Source organism: Nocardia sp. NPDC060249, assembly GCF_042728755.1.
GTDB lineage: Bacteria > Actinomycetota > Actinomycetes > Mycobacteriales > Mycobacteriaceae > Nocardia.
Genome location: NZ_JBHXAQ010000003.1, coordinates 224844 through 245969, shown reverse-complemented (window position 1 = coordinate 245969; position 21126 = coordinate 224844). Strand labels below are relative to the sequence as shown.

At 70.7% G+C, this 21126-nt stretch carries 2 protein-coding genes and 1 pseudogene; all 3 read left to right on the top strand.

What is annotated here, in order from left to right:
* Positions 1–23 precede the first annotated feature (23 nt).
* The 3 genes and pseudogenes from ACFWFP_RS14835 (at position 24) to ACFWFP_RS14825 (ending at position 21091) form a co-directional block, all read left to right on the top strand.
* On the top strand, positions 24–7394 hold the full coding sequence (locus ACFWFP_RS14835; protein WP_379295283.1) for an amino acid adenylation domain-containing protein: 7371 nt from the start codon (positions 24–26) through the stop codon (positions 7392–7394).
* Between the two features lie 68 nt (positions 7395–7462).
* Positions 7463–13429: pseudogene (locus tag ACFWFP_RS14830) on the top strand (amino acid adenylation domain-containing protein); the annotation flags it as partial.
* 141 nt (positions 13430–13570) lie between these two features.
* Positions 13571–21091 carry an amino acid adenylation domain-containing protein gene (locus ACFWFP_RS14825; protein ID WP_379295281.1) on the top strand — a complete coding sequence of 2507 codons (7521 nt, stop codon included), beginning with the start codon at positions 13571–13573 and terminating at the stop codon, positions 21089–21091.
* The last annotated feature ends 35 nt before the right edge of the window (positions 21092–21126 follow it).

The following is a 21126-nucleotide window of genomic DNA, read 5'->3' as shown; positions in this document are numbered from 1 at the left end:
CGATGAGAGGTGAATGAACCCGAATGGAAACTGCCCGTCGTTCTGCCCGCGGTAATCGCCGTCGCCGGTCGAGCAGTCCGACATTCGGGCAGTTGCTGACGGGAGCGGTCGAATCGGCCGCCGATCGGGTCGCGGTCCGGTTCAACCCGTCCGGCGACCCGGCCGACCAGCGCCAGCTCACCTATTCCGAGTTCGATCAGCAGTCCTCGCGGCTGGCCCGCGCGCTCATCGCTCGCGGGATCGGCCCCGGCGACGTCGTCGCCATCGGCATCGCCCGTTCGATCGAATCGGTGCTCGCGGTGTGGGCCATCGCCAAGACCGGCGCCGCCTACGTGCCGGTCGACCCGAACTACCCGCCCGACCGCATCGCGCACATCGTGTCCGACTCCGGCGCGGTGCTCGGTCTCACCACCGCCGCGCATCGCGACGTGCTCGGTACGGCGCTGACCTGGCTCGAGCTCGACGGCGCCGAGACAGCCACCGGGATCGCGGCCCAGCCAGCGCACCCCATCTCCTACACCGACCGGATCCGCACCCTCGACGAGCGGCACCCGGCCTACGTCATCTACACCTCGGGCTCCACCGGCAAGCCCAAGGGCGTCGTGGTGACCCACACCGGTCTGGCCGGTCTGGTGGCCGCCGAGCGCGCGCACTACCGCGTCGACGCCGACGCACGCGTGCTGCACGTGTGTTCGCCGAACTTCGACGTCTCGGTGCTCGAACTGCTGCTCACCTTCTCCGCGGGCGCCACCCTGGTGATCGCGCCGCCCGGGGTGTTCGGTGGTTTCGAGCTCGCGGATCTGCTACGCCGCGAACAGGTTTCGCACATGCTCATCACCCCGGGCGCGCTGGAATCGGTCGATCCGGCGGACCTGGACGACCTGCGCGTAGTGGTCGTCGCGGGCGACAAGTTCGGTCCGGAACTGGTCGGCCGCTGGGCCGTGGGCGAGCGGGAGTTCTACAACGGCTACGGCCCCACCGAGGCCACCATCCTGGCCACCAGCACCGCGCCGATGGATCCGGCCGCGCCGGTGACGATCGGTGCCGCGATCGCCGGTGTCGGTGCGTTCGTGCTGGATTCCCGGCTGCGGCCGGTGCCCGCGGGCGTGATCGGCGAGCTGTATCTGTCGGGTCCCGCGCTGGCACAGGGCTATCTGAACCGCCCCGCGCTGACCGCGGAACGTTTCGTCGCCAGCCCGTTCGGCGCCGAATCCGGTGACGCGAACGCGCGCCTGTACCGCACCGGAGATCTGGTGCGGCGCAGCGAATCCGGTGACGGCGTCATCGAGTACATGGGGCGCTCGGACTTCCAGGTGAAGATCCGCGGTTTCCGGATCGAGCTCGGTGAGATCGACAACGCGCTCACCGCGCACCCCGATATCGACTTCGCCGCCACCCTCGGCAAGACCCTGCCTTCCGGTGTGACAGCGCTGGTTTCGTATGTGATGCCCCGCTCCGGCGCTACCGTCGAGGTGACCGAGCTCGACGCGTTCCTCGCGGAATCGCTGCCCGGCTACATGATTCCGGCCGCGATCATGGTGCTGGACCGGATCCCGCTGACGCCGGTGGGCAAGCTGGACCGAAAAGCGTTGCCGGAGCCTGTTTTCGCGGTGCGCGAGTTCCGTGCACCCGTCACGCCGGTGCAGCAGGTGGTGGCCGACGTCTTCGCCGAGCTGCTGACCGCCGGTGCGCCGGAAGAGATCCGGGTCGGCGCCGACGACGACTTCTTCGAGCTCGGCGGCAACTCGCTGCTGGCCGCGCAGGCCGCCACCCGCATCGGTGCCGCGCTCGACACCAGGATCGCGGTGCAGGTGCTGTTCGAGGTCAGCACCGTCTCGGGGCTGGCCGAACGCGTCGAACGGCATATCGGCTCCGGATCGGGCCAGGAACTGGTCGCGCAGCAGCGCCCCGATGCGATCCCGCTGTCGTTCGCCCAGCAGCGGATGTGGTTCCTCAACCAGTTCGATCCGGCCAGCGCGGTGAACAACATGCCGATCGCGGTGCGCCTGTCGGGTGCGCTCGATGTGGACGCGTTGCGCGTGGCGGTCACCGACCTGGTGGCCCGCCACGAGGTGCTGCGCACGATGTATCCGCCGGTCGACGGGGTCGGCACGCAGCTGGTGCTGCCGCTGTCGGACCCGCGCGCCGTGCCCGCCCTCGTGGTCGGCGACGCGGGCGAGGACGCGATCGCCGCCCTGGTCACCGAGACGGTCAGCGCGGGCTTCGATGTCACCGTCGCGCCGCCGCTGCGGCTGCGCCTGCTGCGACTGAGCGCGACCGAGCATGTGCTGGTCTGCGTGATGCACCACATCGCCGGTGACGGTGTGTCGATGGGACCGCTCACCCGTGACCTGATGACCGCCTACGTCCAGCGCAGTGCGGGTAACGCGCCGGGGTGGCCCGAATTGGCCGTCCAGTACGCCGATTTCACGCTCTGGCAGCGGGCGGTGCTCGGTACCGAGGACGACCCGGAGTCGATCCTGACCCAGCAGATCGACTTCTGGCGCACACAGCTCGCCGGTGTGCCCGACCAGCTCGAACTGCCCACCGACCGGCCGCGGCCCGCCACCGCCTCCTACCGTGGTGCGAGCCTGGACTTCCGTATTCCGGCCGAGGTGCACGCCGGGCTGGATCAGCTCGCGCGCGCACACAATTCGACGCTGTTCATGGTGGTGCACGCGGCGCTGTCGGCGCTGCTGGCCCGGCTGTCGGGCAGCACCGACATCGCCATCGGCACCCCGGTCGCGGGTCGTGGCGAGGCCGCGCTCGACGATCTGATCGGCATGTTCGTCAACACCCTGGTGCTGCGCACCGAGGTCGACCCGGCCGTGAGCTTCGCGGAGCTGCTCGCCTCGACCAGGGCGGTCGATGTGGCGGCCTTCGGCCACGCCGACGTGCCGTTCGAGCGCTTGGTCGAGCTGCTCGACCCGGCCCGGTCGACCGCGCGGCATCCGCTGTTCCAGGTGATGCTCGCCTTCCAGAACATGGCGCGGACGGCACTGGAGCTGCCCGGTCTGACTGTCGCCGGCGTCGAGATGACCATTCCGTTCGCCAAGTTCGACCTGCAGTTCGAGATGGTGGAGGACACCGATCGCGACGGTGCGCCGCACGGCATCGCGGTGGGGCTCACCTACGCCACCGACCTGTTCGACGCCGAGACCGTCGCCGGGTTCGCCGACCGGTTCCAGCGGTTGCTGGCCGGGATCGTCGCCGCGCCCGCCGAGCCGCTCGGCGCGATCGAGCTCCTGGAGCCCGCCGAGCTCGACCGGATCCTGGTGCAGTGGAACGACACTCGCCACGAACTCGCTCCGGAACTGTTGCTCGACGGCTATCGGCGTGCCGTGGCCGAGCATCCCGATGCCGTGGCCGTCTCCTATGAGGGTGCCGAGCTGACCTATCGGGAGTTCGACGAGCGGGTCAACCGCCTAGCCCGGCTGCTGGTCACCCACGGTGTCGGTCCCGAATCTCTGGTCGGCCTCGCGGTTCGGCGCTCGCTCGATCTGGTGGTCGGGATGTACGCGATCGTGACCGCCGGCGGTGCGTACGTGCCGATCGACCCGGATCATCCGGCCGATCGCATCGCCCACATTCTCGATACCGCCGCGCCCGCCGCAGTGCTGAGTACCACCGCGGATGCGATCGAGGTGTCCGCTGACGTGCCGGTGATCCTGGTGGATTCCGTTGCGCTCGAGGAATTCTCGGCGGCGCCCGTCGAGCTGGCTCGGCCGGTCCGGCCCGGGAACCCGGCCTACGTCATCTTCACCTCCGGTTCCACCGGGCGTCCCAAGGGTGTGGCGGTGTCGCACGCGGCCATCGTCAACCAGATGGTCTACATGGGCGCCGAGTACGGGATCGGCCCGTCGGATGTGTACCTGCAGAAGACGCCTGCCACGTTCGACGTGTCGCTGTGGGGCTATTTCCTGCCGCTGCGAACCGGTGCGAAGCTGGTCGTGTCGACCCACGACGGACATCGCGATCCGCTGTATCTCGCCGAGACGATCGCGGCGCAGGGCGTGACGCTCACCGACTTCGTCCCGTCGATGCTGTCGGTGTTCGCCGCGCACACCACCGCCGGTTCGATTCCCAGTCTGCGGGCGGTGTTCGCCGCCGGTGAGGCGCTGCCCACCGAGACCGTGGCCGACGTGACCCGCGTGTCCACCGCCGGGGTGCACAACCTGTACGGGCCCACCGAGGCTGCCGTCACCGTGACGCGGTGGCCCGCAAGCGATTCCGATCGCGGTTCGGTGCCGATGGGCGTGCCGGAGTGGAACACCCGTGTCTACGTGCTGGATTCGCGCCTGCGCGCGGTGCCGGCCGGAGTGGTCGGCGAGCTGTACCTCGCCGGTGACCAGCTCGCGCGCGGTTATGTCGCCCGCCCCGGGCTGACCGCGGATCGGTTCGTGGCCAACCCCTTCGAGCCCGGCGCGCGGATGTACCGCTCCGGTGACCTCGTCCGCTGGGGCGGTTCGTCGGCCGCGCCCGCGCTGGAATACCTGGGCCGCACCGACTTCCAGGTGAAGTTCCGCGGTCAGCGCATCGAGCTCGGTGAGATCGAGACCGCCCTGCTCGCGCAGGAGGCGATCAGCCAGGCCGTGGCGTTGGTGCTCGACACCGTGTCCGGCCAGCATCTGGTGGCGTATGTGGTGGCGCGGCCCGGCGAGGAGCCCGACCCCGCGGCGCTGCGGACGGCCGTCGCGGACTCGCTCCCCGCCTATATGGTGCCGACCGTCGTCACGGTGCTGGACAGCTTCCCGCTGAACCCGAGCGGCAAGCTCGACCGCAAGGCCCTGCCCGCCCCCGCGTTCACCGTGGGCGAGTTCCGCGCCCCCGCGACGCCGGCCGAGGAGATCGTCGCCGGGGTGTTCGCGGAGCTGCTCGGCATGGCCCGGGTCGGTGCCGACGACGACTACTTCGCCCTCGGCGGCAACTCGCTGCTCGCCACCCGCGCGATCGCCCGGATCAACGAGGCGCTCGACGCCCACCTCGCGATCCGCGACCTGTTCGAGACGCCCACTGTGTCGGCCCTGGCCGCGCGTATCGGTGGTACGAGCGGTGCCGCCGCCCGCCCGCCGTTGGTCGCCACCGAACGGCCACAACGCATTCCGCTGTCGCTGGCTCAGCAGCGCATGTGGGTGGTCAACCAGGTCGACCCCACCTCGGGCTCCTACAACATCCCCTTCGCGATCCGCCTCACCGGCGAGCTCGACATCGCCGCCCTCGACGCCGCGGTCGCCGACGTGCTCGGTCGGCACGAGTCGCTGCGCACCTTCTTCCCGGCGTCCGATGGTGTGCCCGTCCAGGAGATCCTCTCCGTGGCCGAAGCACTGCCGGGCGGGCTCGCGCTCGAGACGACGTCCGACCTCCTCACTCGTGCGGCCGAATTAACCGGTGCGGGGTTCGATGTGGCGCGTGAAGTTCCGCTGCGTGCGCGGTTGCTCACCGATGGGAATTCGGCCGACTGGCTGCTTGTCGTTGTGGTGCACCACATTTCGGCCGACGGTGCGTCGTTGGCGCCGCTTGCTCGCGATCTGATGACCGCCTACGTCGCCCGCGCGGCTCAGCAGAGCCCGGCGTGGACGCCGCTGGAAGTTCAGTACGCGGATTACGCGCTGTGGCAACGAGCGGTCGTCGGCGACGACGAGCAGCCGGACTCCCTGGCCGCCGCCCAGCTCGACTACTGGCGCAACCAGCTGGCCGACGTGCCGCCGCTGCTGGAGCTGCCGCAGGACCGCCCGCGGCCCTCGGTGCCGACCCTGCGCGGGGCCACCTCCGAGCTGCGCTTGCCCGCCGAGGTCCACGCAGCACTGAATCACCTCGCGCGCGAGCACAAGTCGTCGCTGTTCATGGTCGTGCACGCGGCGCTTGCCGTGCTGCTCGGCCGGTTGTCGGGCACTTCCGACATCGCCATCGGCACCGCCGTCGCCGGGCGCGGTGAGCGGGCGCTCGACGAACTGGTCGGCATGTTCGTCAACACCCTGACCCTGCGCACCACCCTCGATCCGGCCGGTTCCTTCGACGAAGCCGTGGACGTGGCGCGCGAGACCGACCTCGGTGCTTTCGTCAACGCCGACCTGCCGTTCGAACGGGTCGCCGAGGTCGTCGCGCCCGGACGGGGCAGTGCGCAGAGCCCGCTGTTCCAGGTGGCGCTCACCTTCAGCAACAACGAGGCGGCCGCGCTCGAACTGCCCGGCCTCACCGTGAACGCGCTCGACACCGCGATCGCGGCCAAGTTCGACCTGCAGGTGGACGTCGAACCGCGTTTCACCGCCGCCGGTGATCCCGACGAGCTGGTCACGCTGTTCAACTACGCCACCGACCTGTTCGACGAGGCCACCGTGCGCAGCATCGGCGCCCGCTTCGCCCGTATCCTGACCGCCGTCGCCGCCGACCCGCAGATCCGGATCGGCGACATCGACATCCTCGACGAGTCCGAACGCGCCCGGCTGCTCGCCGGCGCGGTCAAGGCGCCCGCGCCGGGCACCCCGTCGGGTGGCACCACGCTCGCGCAGGCCTTCACCGCCGCCGCCGAGGACGACCCCGATGGTCCCGCCCTCGTCTGGGGCGACGACGCGCTCACCTATGAGCAGCTCGATACGCGCTCGGCCCGCCTGGCCCGGCTGCTGATCGGCCGTGGCTTCGGCCCCGGAGACGGTGTGGCCGTGGATCTTCCACGCGGTGTCGACTGGGCCGTCGCAGTCTGGGCGATCCTCAAGGCGGGCGCGGCCGTGGTCCCGGTGATCGGCACCGAGCCGCACGGCGAACCCGCCGCGAAGCTGAGTATCACCGTCGGCGAACCCCGTGGCGTCGACTGGATCTCGCTCGACGACCCGGCGATCAAGACCGAACTGTCCACCCAGTCCGCCCGTCCGGTCACCTACGCCGACCGGACCCGGGCCCTGCGCGGCGGTGACCCGGCCTTCGTCGGCGCCGACGGCACCCGGAGCTACGACGAGCTCGCCACGGCGGGTGCGCGGGTGCGCGCCGACACCGACCTGACCTTCGAAGCGCGAACCTTCGGCTATGGGGCCGTCGACAGCTTCACCGCGCTCGTCGAACCGGTCGCCGTCGGTGTCGCGGGTGCGTCGATGGTGCTGGTTCCCGGCACCGCGCACCAGCGGTTGGTGGCGCAGGCCGTGTCGTCGGTACCGGGTGCTTCGCCGGCGGGCCAGTCGCCGAATGGGCAGTCGGACAACGGGATCGCCGGCGAAGTGTCGACGGTGCTGGCCGAGGAGTGGGTGACCCATCTGTTCGGTGACCGGGCCGGTATCGAAACGCTCGATACCGCCGAGCTCGGCGATCTGCAGGCGCTGATCGCCGACGATGCCGCACCGGGCAATCCGGGCGCGGCCGAGATAGTGCTGGTACTCGCGGATTCGCGCGCCCAGGTGGCCTGAGCGGCGACGCGGGACCGCGCTGCGGCACAACAAGTTTCGGTGATGGGTGAGGTGGAGCAGCTATGACACGACCGGCGAGAACCCGACCGGTTCGTACCCGTCGCCCCCGCGTCACCGCGTTGGCGCAGCTGCTGGCCACCGCGGTCGAGACCAACCCCGACGGCCTCGCGGTCGTCCTCGCCGACGCCACCCGCACCCTCGGCAGCCTGACCTACGCCGAACTCGACGAGCGTTCGAACCGCATCGCCCGCTTCCTGATCGGCCGTGGCATCGGCGCGGGCGACCTGGTAGCCCTCGGGATCCCGCGCTCCATCGAATCGGTCCTCGCCGTCTGGGCCGTCACCAAGACCGGTGCGGGCTTCGTCCCCGTCGACCCGAACTACCCCCCGGACCGGGTGGCGCACATGGTCACCGACTCCGGCGCGGTCTTCGGACTGACCGTCGCGGCCGTCGCCGACGGCCTTCCGGACCAGGTGCAATGGCTCCGGCTCGACGCCGAGCCGACCGGCGACACCCGCGGTGACGGCGCCCGGCCTGCTGGTGGCCTGCTCTACGGCGCCGACCCTTTCGACAGCCTCTCCGGCGAGGCGATCACCTCCGGGGACCGGCTTCGTCCCGTGCGGGCCGAGGATCTGGCGTACCTCATCTACACCTCCGGCTCCACCGGCCTGCCCAAGGGCGTCGCGGTGACGCAGGCGGGGCTCGCCGGGTTCAGCGAGGAACAGCGTCGGCACTATGGGGTCGACTCCACCTCGCGCACTCTGCATTTCGCGTCGCCGTCCTTCGATGCCTCGCTGCTCGAGCTGCTGCTGGCGATCGGCGCGGGCGCCACGATGGTGATCGTCGACCCGAGCGTGTACGGCGGCGACGACCTGGCCGCGCTGTTGCGGCGGGAGCGGGTGAGCCATGCGTTCATCACCCCGGCCGCGCTGGCCTCGATCGATCCGGACGGGCTCGACGAGTTCCGGGTGGTGGCGGTGGGTGGCGAGGCCGTTGCGCCGGATCTGCCGCGGCGCTGGGCGATTCCGCTCGCCGACGGCACCCTGCGCGAATTCCACAATGTGTACGGACCCACCGAGACGACCATCGTCACCAACATCAGCGTGCCGCTGAAACCGGGCGACCCGATGACCATCGGCGGCCCGATCAACGGGGTCGCCGAATACGTCCTCGATGACCGGCTCGGCCCCGTTCCGCCCGGCGTCACCGGCGAGCTCTACATCACCGGCGCCCAGCTGACCCGCGGCTACCACGCCCGCCCCGGTCTCACCGCTTCGCGCTACGTCGCGAATCCGTTCGACCCGGCCGGTTCTCGCCTCTACCGCACCGGTGACCTGGTCCGCTGGTCCGCGGATGGTGCGCTGGATTATGTGGGCCGCAACGACTTCCAGGTCAAGATCCGTGGTTTCCGCATCGAGCTCGGTGAGATCGACGCGGTGCTCTCGGCCCACGAGAGCCTCGACTTCGCCGCCACCCTCGGCCACGAACTCGACAGCGGCGCCACCATTCTGGTGTCCTACGTGCACGCGGCGCCGGGCGCGACCGTCGACACCGCCGCACTCACCGTGTTCGCCGAACGCAGCCTGCCCGCGCACATGGTGCCGACCGTGCTGATGGAACTCGACACCATCCCGCTCACCCCGGTCGGCAAGCTCGACCGAAGGGCGCTGCCAGCGCCGATCCTCGAACACGCCGAATTCCGCGCTCCCGCAAGCGCAGTGGAGCAGATCGTGGCGGGCACCTTCGCTCAGGTGCTCGACCTCGGCGACACTCAGCTCGGCCTCGACGACGACTTCTTCGCCCTCGGCGGCAACTCGCTGATGGCCACCCAGGTCGCCGCCCGCCTCGGCGCCGCGCTGGACACCGAGTTCCCGGTCCGGCTGCTGTTCGAGGCGTCGACGGTGGAAACACTGGCCCGGCGTCTCGCCGAATCCGCCGGTGCGGGTGCGCGTCCCGCGCTGACCGCGGGGGAGCGGCCCGCGCGGATTCCGCTGTCGCTGGCCCAGCAGCGGATGTGGTTCCTCAATCAGTTCGACCCGGGATCGGTCGCGTACAACATCCCGATGGCGGTGCGGCTGCACGGCGCCATCGAGGTCGAGGCGCTGCGCGCCGCCGTCGCCGACCTCGTCGCCCGGCACGAGACCCTGCGCACGATCTACCCCGAGACCGACGACGGGCCGATTCAGCGGATCCTGGCCGGGACCGAGGCGACGCCGCGGCTCGAGGTGCGGTCGATCGAGCCCGAGCAGCTCACCGCCGCCCTGCGCGAGTTCGGATCGTCGGGGTTCGATGTACGCGATCAAGTGCCGTTGCGGGTGACGTTGTTCGAGCTGGGCGGCGATGAAGCGGTGCTCGCGGTGGTCGTGCACCACATCGCCGGTGACGGCTCCTCGCTCGCCCCGCTGACCAGGGATCTCATGTTCGCCTACGCGGCCCGCTCGGCGGGTAACGCGCCGGAGTGGGCGCCGCTGACCGTGCAGTACGCCGACTACGCGGTGTGGCAGCGGGCCCTGCTCGGCAGCGAGGACGATCCGCGGTCGCTGGCCTCGGCCCAGCTCGCCTATTGGCGTGACGCGCTGGCCGGGCTGCCCGACCAGCTCGACCTGCCCGCCGACCGTCCGCGTCCCGCCGTGCAGTCCTTCGCCGGTGGCCGCGTCCCGATCGAGGTCGACGCCGAAACCCACCGTGCCCTGCTCGCGGTGGCGCGCAATCAGGGCGCGACGCTGTTCATGGTCGTGCACACCGCCCTCGCGGTGACGCTGGCCAGGTTGGCGGGCACCGACGATCTGGCGGTCGGTACGCCCATCGCGGGCCGTGGCGAGGCCGCGCTCGACGACCTGATCGGCATGTTCGTCAACACCCTGGTCTTCCGTACCACCCTCCGGTCCGGCGAGTCGTTCACCGAACTGCTCGCCCGCCAGCGCGATAGCGACCTCCAGGTGTTCGCGAACGCGGACCTCCCGTTCGAGCGCCTGGTCGAGGCGATCAACCCGGCTCGCTCCACCGCCCGCCACCCGCTGTTCCAGGTCGGCCTGTCCTTCCAGAACCTCAGCCGCACCGGCCTCGAACTCGGCGAGACCGCGGTCGAGGGCGTCGATGTGGATCTCGCGGTGTCCCAGTTCGATCTGCACGCCATCGTGGCCGACGCCTACGGCAGTGACGGCGTCGCGCAGGGGATCAGCGGTGTATTCACCTATGCCACCGACCTTTTCGACGCGTCGACCGCCCAGATCTACGCGGATCGGTTCGCGCGGGTGCTCGCCGCCGTCGCCGCGGCGCCCGAGAGTCCTGTCGACGAGCTCGAACTGCTCTCCGACGCCGAGCGGGCACGAATCCTGCACGGCTGGAACGCGACCGATCACGTCCACCCGCCCGCGACACTCGCCTCCCTGTTCGCCGATACCGTGTCCGCCGAGCGAGAAGGCGTCGCGCTCGTCGATGCCGACGGCACCGAACTCACCTACCGTGATCTCGCCGCGCGCGTGAATCAGCTCGCGCGGTATCTGATCACGCAGGGTGTCGGGGTGGAGGACCGGGTGGCGCTGGCGTTGCGCCGCTCCCTCGACCTGGTCATCGCCATGTACGCGGTGACGCAGGCCGGCGCCGCCTACGTTCCGGTGGACCCGGACCAGCCCACCGATCGCATCGAGCACGTCCTCGCGACGGCCGCGCCGATCTGCGTGCTGACCACCACGCGGGACGGCTTCGCGCACGGTTCGTCCGCTGTCGCCGCCGGCACCACCGGGTCGCGCGCCGTGAACCCGGCCGACACGACGCCGGTCCCGGTGATCGGCATCGACAGCCTCGACCTTTCGGGCGTGGCCTGCGCGCCGATCGAGGCGAGCGAGCGCATCGGCACGCTGTGCCCGGAGAACACGGCTTACCTCATCTTCACCTCCGGCTCGACCGGCAAGCCGAAGGGCGTGGCGGTCTCGCACGGTGCGATCGTCAACCAATTGCTCTGGAAGAAAGCCGCTTTCGGCCTCGGCCGCGACGACTCGGTACTGGTGAAGACCGCCGCCACCTTCGATCTGTCGGTGTGGGAATTCTGGTCGGCCGCGATCTGCGGCGGCCGCCTGGTGATCACCGCCCCCGACGGCCATCGTGACCCCGCCTACCTGCTGCGCGTCCTCGCCGCGCAGTCCGTGACGACCCTGCACGTGGTGCCGTCGATGCTCGACGCGCTGCTCGCCGAATCCGGTGGTGTCCTGCCGGGATCGCTGCGTCGCGTGCTCGCGATCGGCGAGGCCCTCCCCGCCGCGACCGCCCAGCGTTTCCTCGCGACGAACTCGGCGGCCCTGCACAATCTGTACGGCCCCACCGAGGCCGCGGTCTCCATCACCGACCACCGGGTGAGCACCGCCGATCGCACCACCGTCGCGATCGGCCGACCGCAGTGGAACAGCCGCGTCTACGTCCTCGACGCCTGTCTGCGCCCGGTCCCGGTCGGCGTCGCGGGCGAGCTGTACCTCGCGGGCGCGCAGCTGGCCCGCGGGTACCACGCGCGTCCCGACCTCACCGCCGACCGGTTCGTCGCCGACCCCTTCGCCGGGTTCGGTACGTCGGCCGCCGAGGGCGGAGAACTCGGCGGCGCCCGCATGTATCGCACCGGTGATCTCGTCGCCTGGACCGCTGACGGCGAGCTCGAGTACCGCGGTCGCACCGATTTCCAGGTCAAGATCCGCGGTTTCCGGATCGAACTCGGCGAGATCGAAGCCGCCCTGCTCGCCGCGCCGCGGATCGCCCAGGCAGCGGTCATCGCCGTAAACGATCCGCAACTGGGTGACCGGCTGGTCGCCTATGTCGTTCCCGCGCCCGGCGCGGCGCTCACCGCCGGGCAGGCCAAAGCCGTGGTGGCGCAGGTGCTCCCCTCGTACATGGTCCCGTCGGCCTTCGTCGTGCTCGACCACCTCCCGCTGAACGCCAACGGCAAGCTCGACCGGGCCGCCCTTCCGGCGCCGGTGCTCGAACCCCGCCGCTACCGCGCGCCCGAGACCGACCACGAGAGCGCCGTAGCCGCCGTCTTCGCCGAGGTTCTCGGCGCGGAGAACCCCGGCCTCGACGACGATTTCTTCGCACTGGGCGGCAACTCGTTGCTGGCCACCCGCGTGGTGCACCACCTGCGCGAACGCACCGGTGTCGAGCTCACCGTCGCCGCGTTCTTCGCCGACCCCACCGTCGCCGGTCTCGCTACCAGAATCAGCGACGGCCCCGCAGGCGCGGCCGACCTCCGAGCCGCGCTCGCGGTCGTGCTCCCGATCGCCCGCCGCGGCACCCGCCCGCCGCTGATCTGTGTGCACCCGGTCTCGGGTCTGGCATGGGCCTACGCGAGCCTGGTGCCGCATCTGCCCGCCGATCAGCCCGTGGTGGGCATCCAGTCGCCCGCGCTGAGCGATCCGGATTTCCGGCCCGCGTCCGCCGACGAGCTGGTCGACCGCTACCTGGCCGAAATCCGCGGCGTCCAGCCCCACGGCCCCTATCAGCTGCTCGGCTGGTCTCTTGGCGGCGTGCTGGCGCAGGCCGTCGCCACCCGCCTGCAAGCCGAGGGCGAGACGGTGGCGTCGCTGACGATGCTCGACAGCCTCCCCGGCGCCGCGCTCGCCGATTTCGCGACCGAATTGCGCCACGTGCTCACCGAACTCGGCATACCCGAGGAGCAACTGCCCGGCCAACTCACCGAACTCGGCGAGGAGGCACTGGAATCGCTGCACGCAACACTCGCTGGGGACGCACCGATCTCGCGTGCGCAATTCGTGGGCATGTACCGCGGCGCGCTGCGCTCTGTGGCGCTTCTCGCCGAGCTCGAACCCGCGCGGTTCGACGGCGATCTGACCTATTTCACCGCCCTGCGGACCCCCCAAAAGCTGGGGGACGGAGCCTCGCGATGGCGCCCGTTCGTCAGCGGGATCATTGCTGACCACCCGGTCGAGGCCACCCACCAGGAGATGCTCTCGACTGTGGCGGTAGCCACGTCCGGACCGGCAATCGCGCAGGTCGTCGTGGGTGTGGACGGATCCGCCGATACACGTCCGTAACGGACTCCATGGGCATTACGATTCTGTTGCGATAGAGTTGGTGTGTCGTGGCGCACACCTCGGCGACGGTCGGCAGCGGCTATGTAGGTGTGGCTATGCTGTGTCCGACTCGGCCGCCGGACGCGAGAGGTGTATAGGTCTGTGGAAACCCCCCGCCGCACGGGCCGTGCCGGTCGTCGACGTACTACCGGCGCACCGTTGTTCGGTCAGCTGCTCACGGCCGCCGTCGAATCCGCGGCCGATTCGATCGCGCTGCGCTACAACCCGACCGGGATGCCCGGCGCGGAACAGCACCTCACTTATCGTGAGCTCGACGAGCGCTCCTCGCGCCTGGCCCGCGAACTCATCGACCGTGGCATGGGCGCGGGCGACGTTGTCGCCATCGCCATCGCCCGTTCGATCGAATCCGTGCTCGCGGTGTGGGCCATCGCCAAGACCGGCGCCGCGTACGTGCCGGTGGACCCGGCCTACCCGGCCGATCGGATCGCCCACATCGTCGCCGACTCCGGCGCGAGCATCGGCCTGACCACCGCGGCCCATCGCGCCTGCCTCGGCACCACCGCGTACTGGATCGAACTCGATGACCCGGTGGTCGCCGAGCGCATCGCCGTGCGGCCCGCGCACGCGGTGAGCTACGCCGACCGGGTGCGCCCGATCGACGAAGGTCACCCGGCCTACGTCATCTACACCTCCGGATCCACCGGTAAGCCCAAGGGCGTCGTGGTGACGCACACGGGGCTCGCCACCCTGGTCGCCGCCGAGCGCGAACACTATGGGGTGCAACCCGATTCGCGGGTGCTGCATGTTTGCTCGCCGAACTTCGACGTGTCGGTGCTCGAGTTGCTGCTCGCCTTCGGCGCCGGTGCGACGCTGGTGGTGTCGCCGCCGCGCGTGTTCGGCGGTTTCGAGCTGTCGGACCTGCTGCGCCGCGAACGCATCACCCACCTGCTGATCACCCCCGGCGCGCTCGAGTCCGTCGACCCGGCCGGGCTGCCGGATCTGTCGACCGTGATCGTCGCGGGCGACCGGTTCGGCCCGGAACTGGTCGGCCGCTGGGCAACCGGCGGGCGCGCGTTCTACAACGGGTACGGACCGACCGAGGCGACCATCCTCGCCACCAGTACTTCGGCACTGCGGGCGCACGCGCCGATCACCATCGGCAACGCGGTGCCCGGCATGGGCTTGTACGTGCTCGACGCGCGGCTGCGGCCGGTGCCCGCCGGCGTGGTCGGCGAGCTGTATCTGTCCGGTCCCGCGCTCGCGCAGGGGTATCTGGGCAGGCCGGGGCTCACCGCGGAACGGTTCGTCGCCTCGCCGTTCGGGCCGGGCAGGCTGTACCGCACCGGTGATCTGGTGCGCCGGTTCGAACACGACGGCACGCTGGAATACCTGGGCCGCACCGACTTCCAGGTGAAGGTGCGCGGCTTCCGGATCGAGCTCGGCGAGATCGACAACGCGCTCACCGCGCACCCCGACCTCGACTACGCCGTGACGCTGGGCAAGACGATGCCCTCGGGCGCGACGGCGCTGGTGTCCTATGTGCTGCCGCGCGTCGGCCGCACGGTCGACACCGGGGAGCTGGCGGAATTCCTCGCGGAATCGCTGCCCGCGTACATGATTCCGTCGGTCATCATGGTCCTCGAAGAGCTGCCGCTGACCCCGGTCGGCAAGCTCGACCGCGCCGCGCTGCCGACGCCGGTGTTCACCGCGCGGGGCTTCCGCGCGCCAGCCACCCCGGCCGAACAGGTGGTCGCCGACGTGTTCGCCGCGCTGTTGCTGCGTGACGGCGCGGGCCGGGTCGGCGCCGACGACGACTTCTTCGAACTGGGTGGCGACTCGCTGCTCGCCGCGCAGGCGGTGGCCCGCATCGGCGCCGCGCTGGACGTGCGGGTGCCGGTCCAGGCGGTGTTCGAGGCGCCGACCGTCGCCGCCCTCGCCAATCGAGCCGAGCAGCACCGTGTTTCGGCACACGCGCTGCCGTTGACGGCGCGTCCGCGCCCCGGGCTGGTCCCGCTGTCCTACGCCCAGCAGCGGATGTGGTTCCTCAACCGCTTCGACCCCGCGTCGGCCGTGGACAACATCCCGGTCGCGGTCCGCCTGTCCGGCCGCCTCGATCTGCCGGCCCTGCGCGCCGCGATCGCCGACCTGGTCGCGCGCCACGAAGTTCTCCGCACGGTCTACCCGGTGTCCGACGGTATCGGCGCCGAGGGCCACGGCTCGGTCCTCGACGGTGAAGGTCACCAGCTGGTGCTGGCGGCGGGTGACCCTGCCGCGGTACCCGAGTTCGAGATCGTCGAAGTGGCGGAGCAGGACCTGACCGAGGCGATCGCCGCGGCCGCGCTGACCGGCTTCGACGTCACCGCCGCGCCGCCGGTGCGGGTGCGGGTGCTCGCTATCTCGGACAACGAGCACGTCGTCGTCTGCGTGGTGCACCACATCGCCGCCGACGGCTTCTCGTTCGCACCGCTGACCAGGGATCTGCTCACCGCCTACGCCGAACGACGCGGTGGCGGCGCGCCGCAATGGCCGCCGCTGCCGGTGCAGTACGTCGACTACACGCTGTGGCAGCGCGAGCTGCTCGGCGCCGAGAACGATCCGGATTCGCTGCTCGCCGCGCAAGTGGCCTTCTGGCGAAAGACGCTGTCCGGCTTGCCCGAACAGCTCGAACTGCCCACCGACCGGCCGCGTCCCGCCGTGTCGAGCCGGGCGGGCGGGTCGCTGAACGTGCAGGTGCCCGCCTCGGTGCACGCCGGGCTGTCCGCGCTGGCCCGCGAGCACAACGCCACCCTGTTCATGGTCGTGCACACCGCGCTGGCCATGCTGCTGGCCCGGCTGTCCGGCACCCGTGACATCGCGATCGGTACCCCGGTGGCAGGCCGTGGTGAGCAGGCGCTCGACGAGCTGATCGGGATGTTCGTCAACACCCTGGTCCTGCGCACCGAGGTGGATCCGGCGACGAACTTCGGCGGGCTTCTCGCCGAGGTCAGAGCCCGCGATCTCGCCGCCTTCGGCCATGCCGACGTGCCGTTCGAGCGGCTCGTCGACCTGCTGGAACCGGTCCGTTCGACCGCGAGGCACCCGCTGTTCCAGGTGATGCTGACCTTCCAGAACCTGGCCCGCACCGATCTCGCGCTGCCCGGCCTCGCCGTGTCCGCCGCCGACTTCGCGGTGCCACTGGCGAAGTTCGATCTGCAGGTGGAGCTCGCCGAACACATCGGCATCGACGGCGCGCCGCAGGGCATGGCGGCCACCTTCGTCTATGCCACCGACCTCTTCGATCGCGCCACGGTCGCCGACTTCGCCGATCGCTGGACGCGGGTACTCGCCGCGGTTGTCGCCGACCCCGCGAAGCCGGTCGGCGATATCGACGTGCTCGCCCCCGGTGAGCGTGAACTCGTGCTGCGCGAAGGCTATTCGCCCGGCATCGCCGTTCCGGAGGTGACGCTCACCGACCTGATCACCGCCCAGGCGCAACAGCGACCCGAGGCGATCGCGATCAGGGCGGGGCAGCGTTCCCTCACCTTCGCCGGCCTCCTCGGCAGGGCATCGGCGCTCGCCCGCGCGCTCATCGCGCAGGGCGCCGGTCCGGAAACTCTGGTGGCCGTGGCGGTCGCGCGCACCGAGGAGCTGCCGGTCGCGCTGCTCGCGGTGCTCCTTTCGGGTGCGGGCTACCTGCCGATCGACTCCGGATACCCCGCGCAGCGGCTGGCCTACATCGTCGACGACGCGAAACCCGCTGTCCTGCTGACGTCTTCGGCCGAGCGCGAACTGCTGACGCCACTGGCGGAGCTGCCCGTGGTGTTGCTCGACGAGGCGCCCGTCTACAGCGATGCCACCCTGCATCCCGATGAACGCCGCGCCCCGCTGCGCCCGGATCACCTCGCGTACGTCATCTACACCTCGGGTTCCACCGGCCTGCCCAAGGGCGTCGGCGTCACCCACCGCAATGTGCTCGAGCTGTTCGCCAACACTCAGCTGCTGTTCGCCTTCGACGAGGACGACGTGTGGACGGTGTTCCACTCCTTCGCCTTCGACTTCTCCGTCTGGGAGCTGTGGTGCGCGCTGGCAGGCGGTTCGTCGGTGGTCGTCGTCGACCACCTCACCTCCCGTTCGCCGATCGAATTCCGCGAACTGCTGGCCCGGGAACACGTGACGGTGCTGAGTCAGACCCCCACCGCCTTCGCCCAACTCGACGAAGCCGACCGGGCCGCGCAGGCCGCGGGCGCCACCCCGCTGCCGTTGCGCTATGTGGTCTTCGGCGGTGAGGCATTGGACCCCCGCAAGCTCAGCCGCTGGTACGACCGCTACGGAAACGGGCCGGGCGCACCGGAACTCGTCAACATGTACGGCATCACCGAGACCACCGTCCATGTCTCGCACCAGGTCCTGACCTCGCGGACAGCCGACATCGTGGCCGACCGGGCCCCGGCGGACGCCGACCACATCGGCGGCTCCGGCGTCGACCTGCCCGGCAGTCTCATCGGCCGCGCGCTGCCCGGACTGTCGGTGGTCGTGCTCGACGACCGGCTGCGTCCGGTGCCGTTCGGTGTGGCGGGTGAGCTCTACATCGCGGGCAATCAGCTCTCGCGCGGCTACCTCGGCAAGCCGGGCCTCACCGCCACTCGCTTCGTCGCCGACCCGTTCGGCGCACCGGGAGCCCGTCGCTACCGCTCCGGTGACCTCGGTCGCTGGATCGGGTTCCGCGGCGCCCCCACCCTCGAATACGGCGGTCGCGGCGACCAGCAGGTGCAACTGCGTGGCTTCCGCATCGAACCGGGCGAGATCGAGGCAGCCCTGCTCCGGGTGCCCGGCGTCGGGCAGTCCGCGGTCATCGTGCGTGCCGACGAGCACGCCGGCGACCGGCTGATCGCCTACGTCGTCCCGGCGACAGAGGGATTCGAGCCGGACGACGCGCCCACTACGGTCCTTCCGAAGACTCCGGTCGGCGCGCGCTTCGAACGGGTCGAGGTCGGTGCGGGACCCGACAGCGACGAGTCCGCCGGTCCTCGGCCGGCCGCGGCTCTCGACCCGGTGCGAGTGCGGGCCGCCGTGGCAGACTTCCTCACCGGATACATGGTTCCCGACGCTGTCGTGGTGGTCGCGGAACTACCGATGACCACCAACGGCAAACTCGACCGGGCCGCGCTGCCCGCACCGGAGTTCACCGCCGCCACCACCTTCCGCGCGCCGACCACTCCCATCGAACTCAGCGTCGCCGAGGTGTTCGCGAACCTGCTCGGCGTGCCCGAGATCGGCTTGGACGACAACTTCTTCGATCGCGGCGGCAACTCGCTGCTGGCCACCAGGGCCATCGCCCGCATCGACCAGGCACTCAGTACCGACCTGGTGGTGCGTGACCTGTTCGAGGCGCCGACCGTCGGTGCGCTCGCGGCCCGCGTGCGCCCTGGTTCGGTGGCCGCGCCACGCCCACCGCTGATCCCGGCGCAGGATCGTGGCGTGGTTCCGCTCTCGCCCGCGCAGCAGCGGATGTGGTTGCTCAACCGCATCGACCCCGATTCCCCGGCGTACAACATCCCGCTGGTCCTGCGGTTGCGCGGCGCGCTCGACACCTCAGCGCTGCGCTATGCCGTCGCTGATGTGCTCGAACGGCACGAGGCGTTGCGCACCCGCTTCCCGGCCGACGACGCCGACGCCGTTCCGTACCAGGAGATCCTGCCCGTCAGCGCGGTACTGCCGACCGGCCTCGCACTCGAGGAATGCGACGATCCGCGCGACCGGGTGATGCGTTTGCTCGCAGGCGGTTTCGACGTCGCCGAGCGAGTTCCGCTGCGCGCCGGGCTGTTCACCTCGCCCGCCGACGACCCGCTCGCGGAGGAAGAGTATGTGCTCGCCGTGGTGGTGCAGCACATCATCGCCGACGGCGCCTCGCTCGCGCCGCTGGCCCGTGACCTCGTGATCGCCTATCGGGCTCGCGTCGAGGGACGCTCACCCGCCTGGTCGCCACTGCCCGTGCAGTACGCCGACTACGCGCTGTGGCAGCGCGAGGTACTCGGATCGGAATCCGACGAGAATTCCACCGCCGCACGGCAGTTGGGGTTCTGGCGGCACACGCTGTCGGGGCAGGCGGGCACGGTCGAACTGCCGCACGACCATCCGCGCCCCTCGCACGCCTCGCTGCGCGGCGCCGATGTGAGCACCACCCTGACCGCCGATGTTCATGTCCGCCTCGCCGAGGTCGCCCGCAGGCACAACGCGTCGCTGTTCATGGTCGTGCACGCGGCACTGGCCGTGCTGCTCGCCCGGATCTCCGGCAGCACCGATATCGCGATCGGCACCCCGATCGCCGGCCGGGGTGAACCCGAGCTCGACGACCTGGTCGGCATGTTCGTCAACACCCTGACCCTGCGCACCGAGGTCGACCCGCGTCACGGCTTCGACGAATTGGTCAGCACCGCCCGCGAAGTCGGCCTCGCCGCCTTCGCCAACGCCGACCTGCCGTTCGAGCGGGTGGTCGAGGAGGTGGCCCCGACCGGCACGGTGTCGCACAACCCGCTGTTCCAGGTGGTGCTCTCCTTCCACAACAACGAGACCCCCGTGCTGCGCCTGCCCGGACTCACCATCGAGGCGATGGACCTCGCGGCCCGGCCCGCCAAGTTCGACCTGCAGGTCAATATCGAACCGCGCCTGTCCGCGACCGGCGAACCCGGCGAGATCGGCGTCGTCTTCACCTACGCCACCGACCTGTTCGACGAACACACCGTCGCCGCCTTCGCGCGCGGGCTCACCGAGATCGTCACCGCGGTCGCCGCCGATCCCACGGTGCGAGTCGGCGATATCGACCTGCGTGACGCCAGCGAACGCGAACGCGAACTGACGGCGGCGGCCTATGCCCCTGTGCCGTCGGCCAACGGTGCCGCGCTGGCGCAGGAACTGGCCTCGGCCGTGGAGGAAGACCCGGACGCGCCCGCGCTCGAACTGGGTGAAGCCGAGATCGCCTACGCCGAATTCGATGCCCGATCCTCGCAGCTGGCGCGCTCACTGATCGCCCGCGGCGCCGGACCCGGCACGGGCGTCGCGGTCCGGCTCGACCGCGGGGTGGAGGCGGCGATCGCGACCTGGGCGGTGCTCAAGGCAGGCGCCGCGGTGGTGCCGCTGATGACGATGGACGCGCGCCTGCCGGGCAGCAACCTCGAGGTGAAACTCGGCCTGACCATCGACATCCTCGACGCCCCCGACGGCCTGGACTGGTACGACCTGGCCGACCCCGCGCTGCGCGCCGAACTGGCCGCGGAATCACCGCGCCCGATCGGTTACGCGCACCGCACCCGCGCCCTGCGCGGCGACGATGTGGCCTTCGTCGGCGGCGGTCGTACGCTGAGCTACGACGAGCTGGCGACCGCGGCCGAGCAGGTGGCCGAGCGCACCGGGCTCAACTTCGAATCACGCACGCGAGCGGCGGGCCGACCGGATTCGGTGGCGGGTGTGCTCGAGATCGTCGCGGCCGCGATCGCGGGCGCGACGCTGGTGATGGGGGCAGACCAGGGGGGTGCGGACGAGGTGAGTCATGTGTTCACCGAGTCCGCGGTGGCCGTTGCCGAGCCAGGCGACGGGACTGGTGCGAGGATTGTCGCGCTCAGTGAGATGATCGGCAACACCGGGCAGCCGCACGAGCGGCGCGCGGTGGTCGGGATGGATGGATAGGTGGAACGAACACTGGCTGGTCCGCGCGCGGTGCG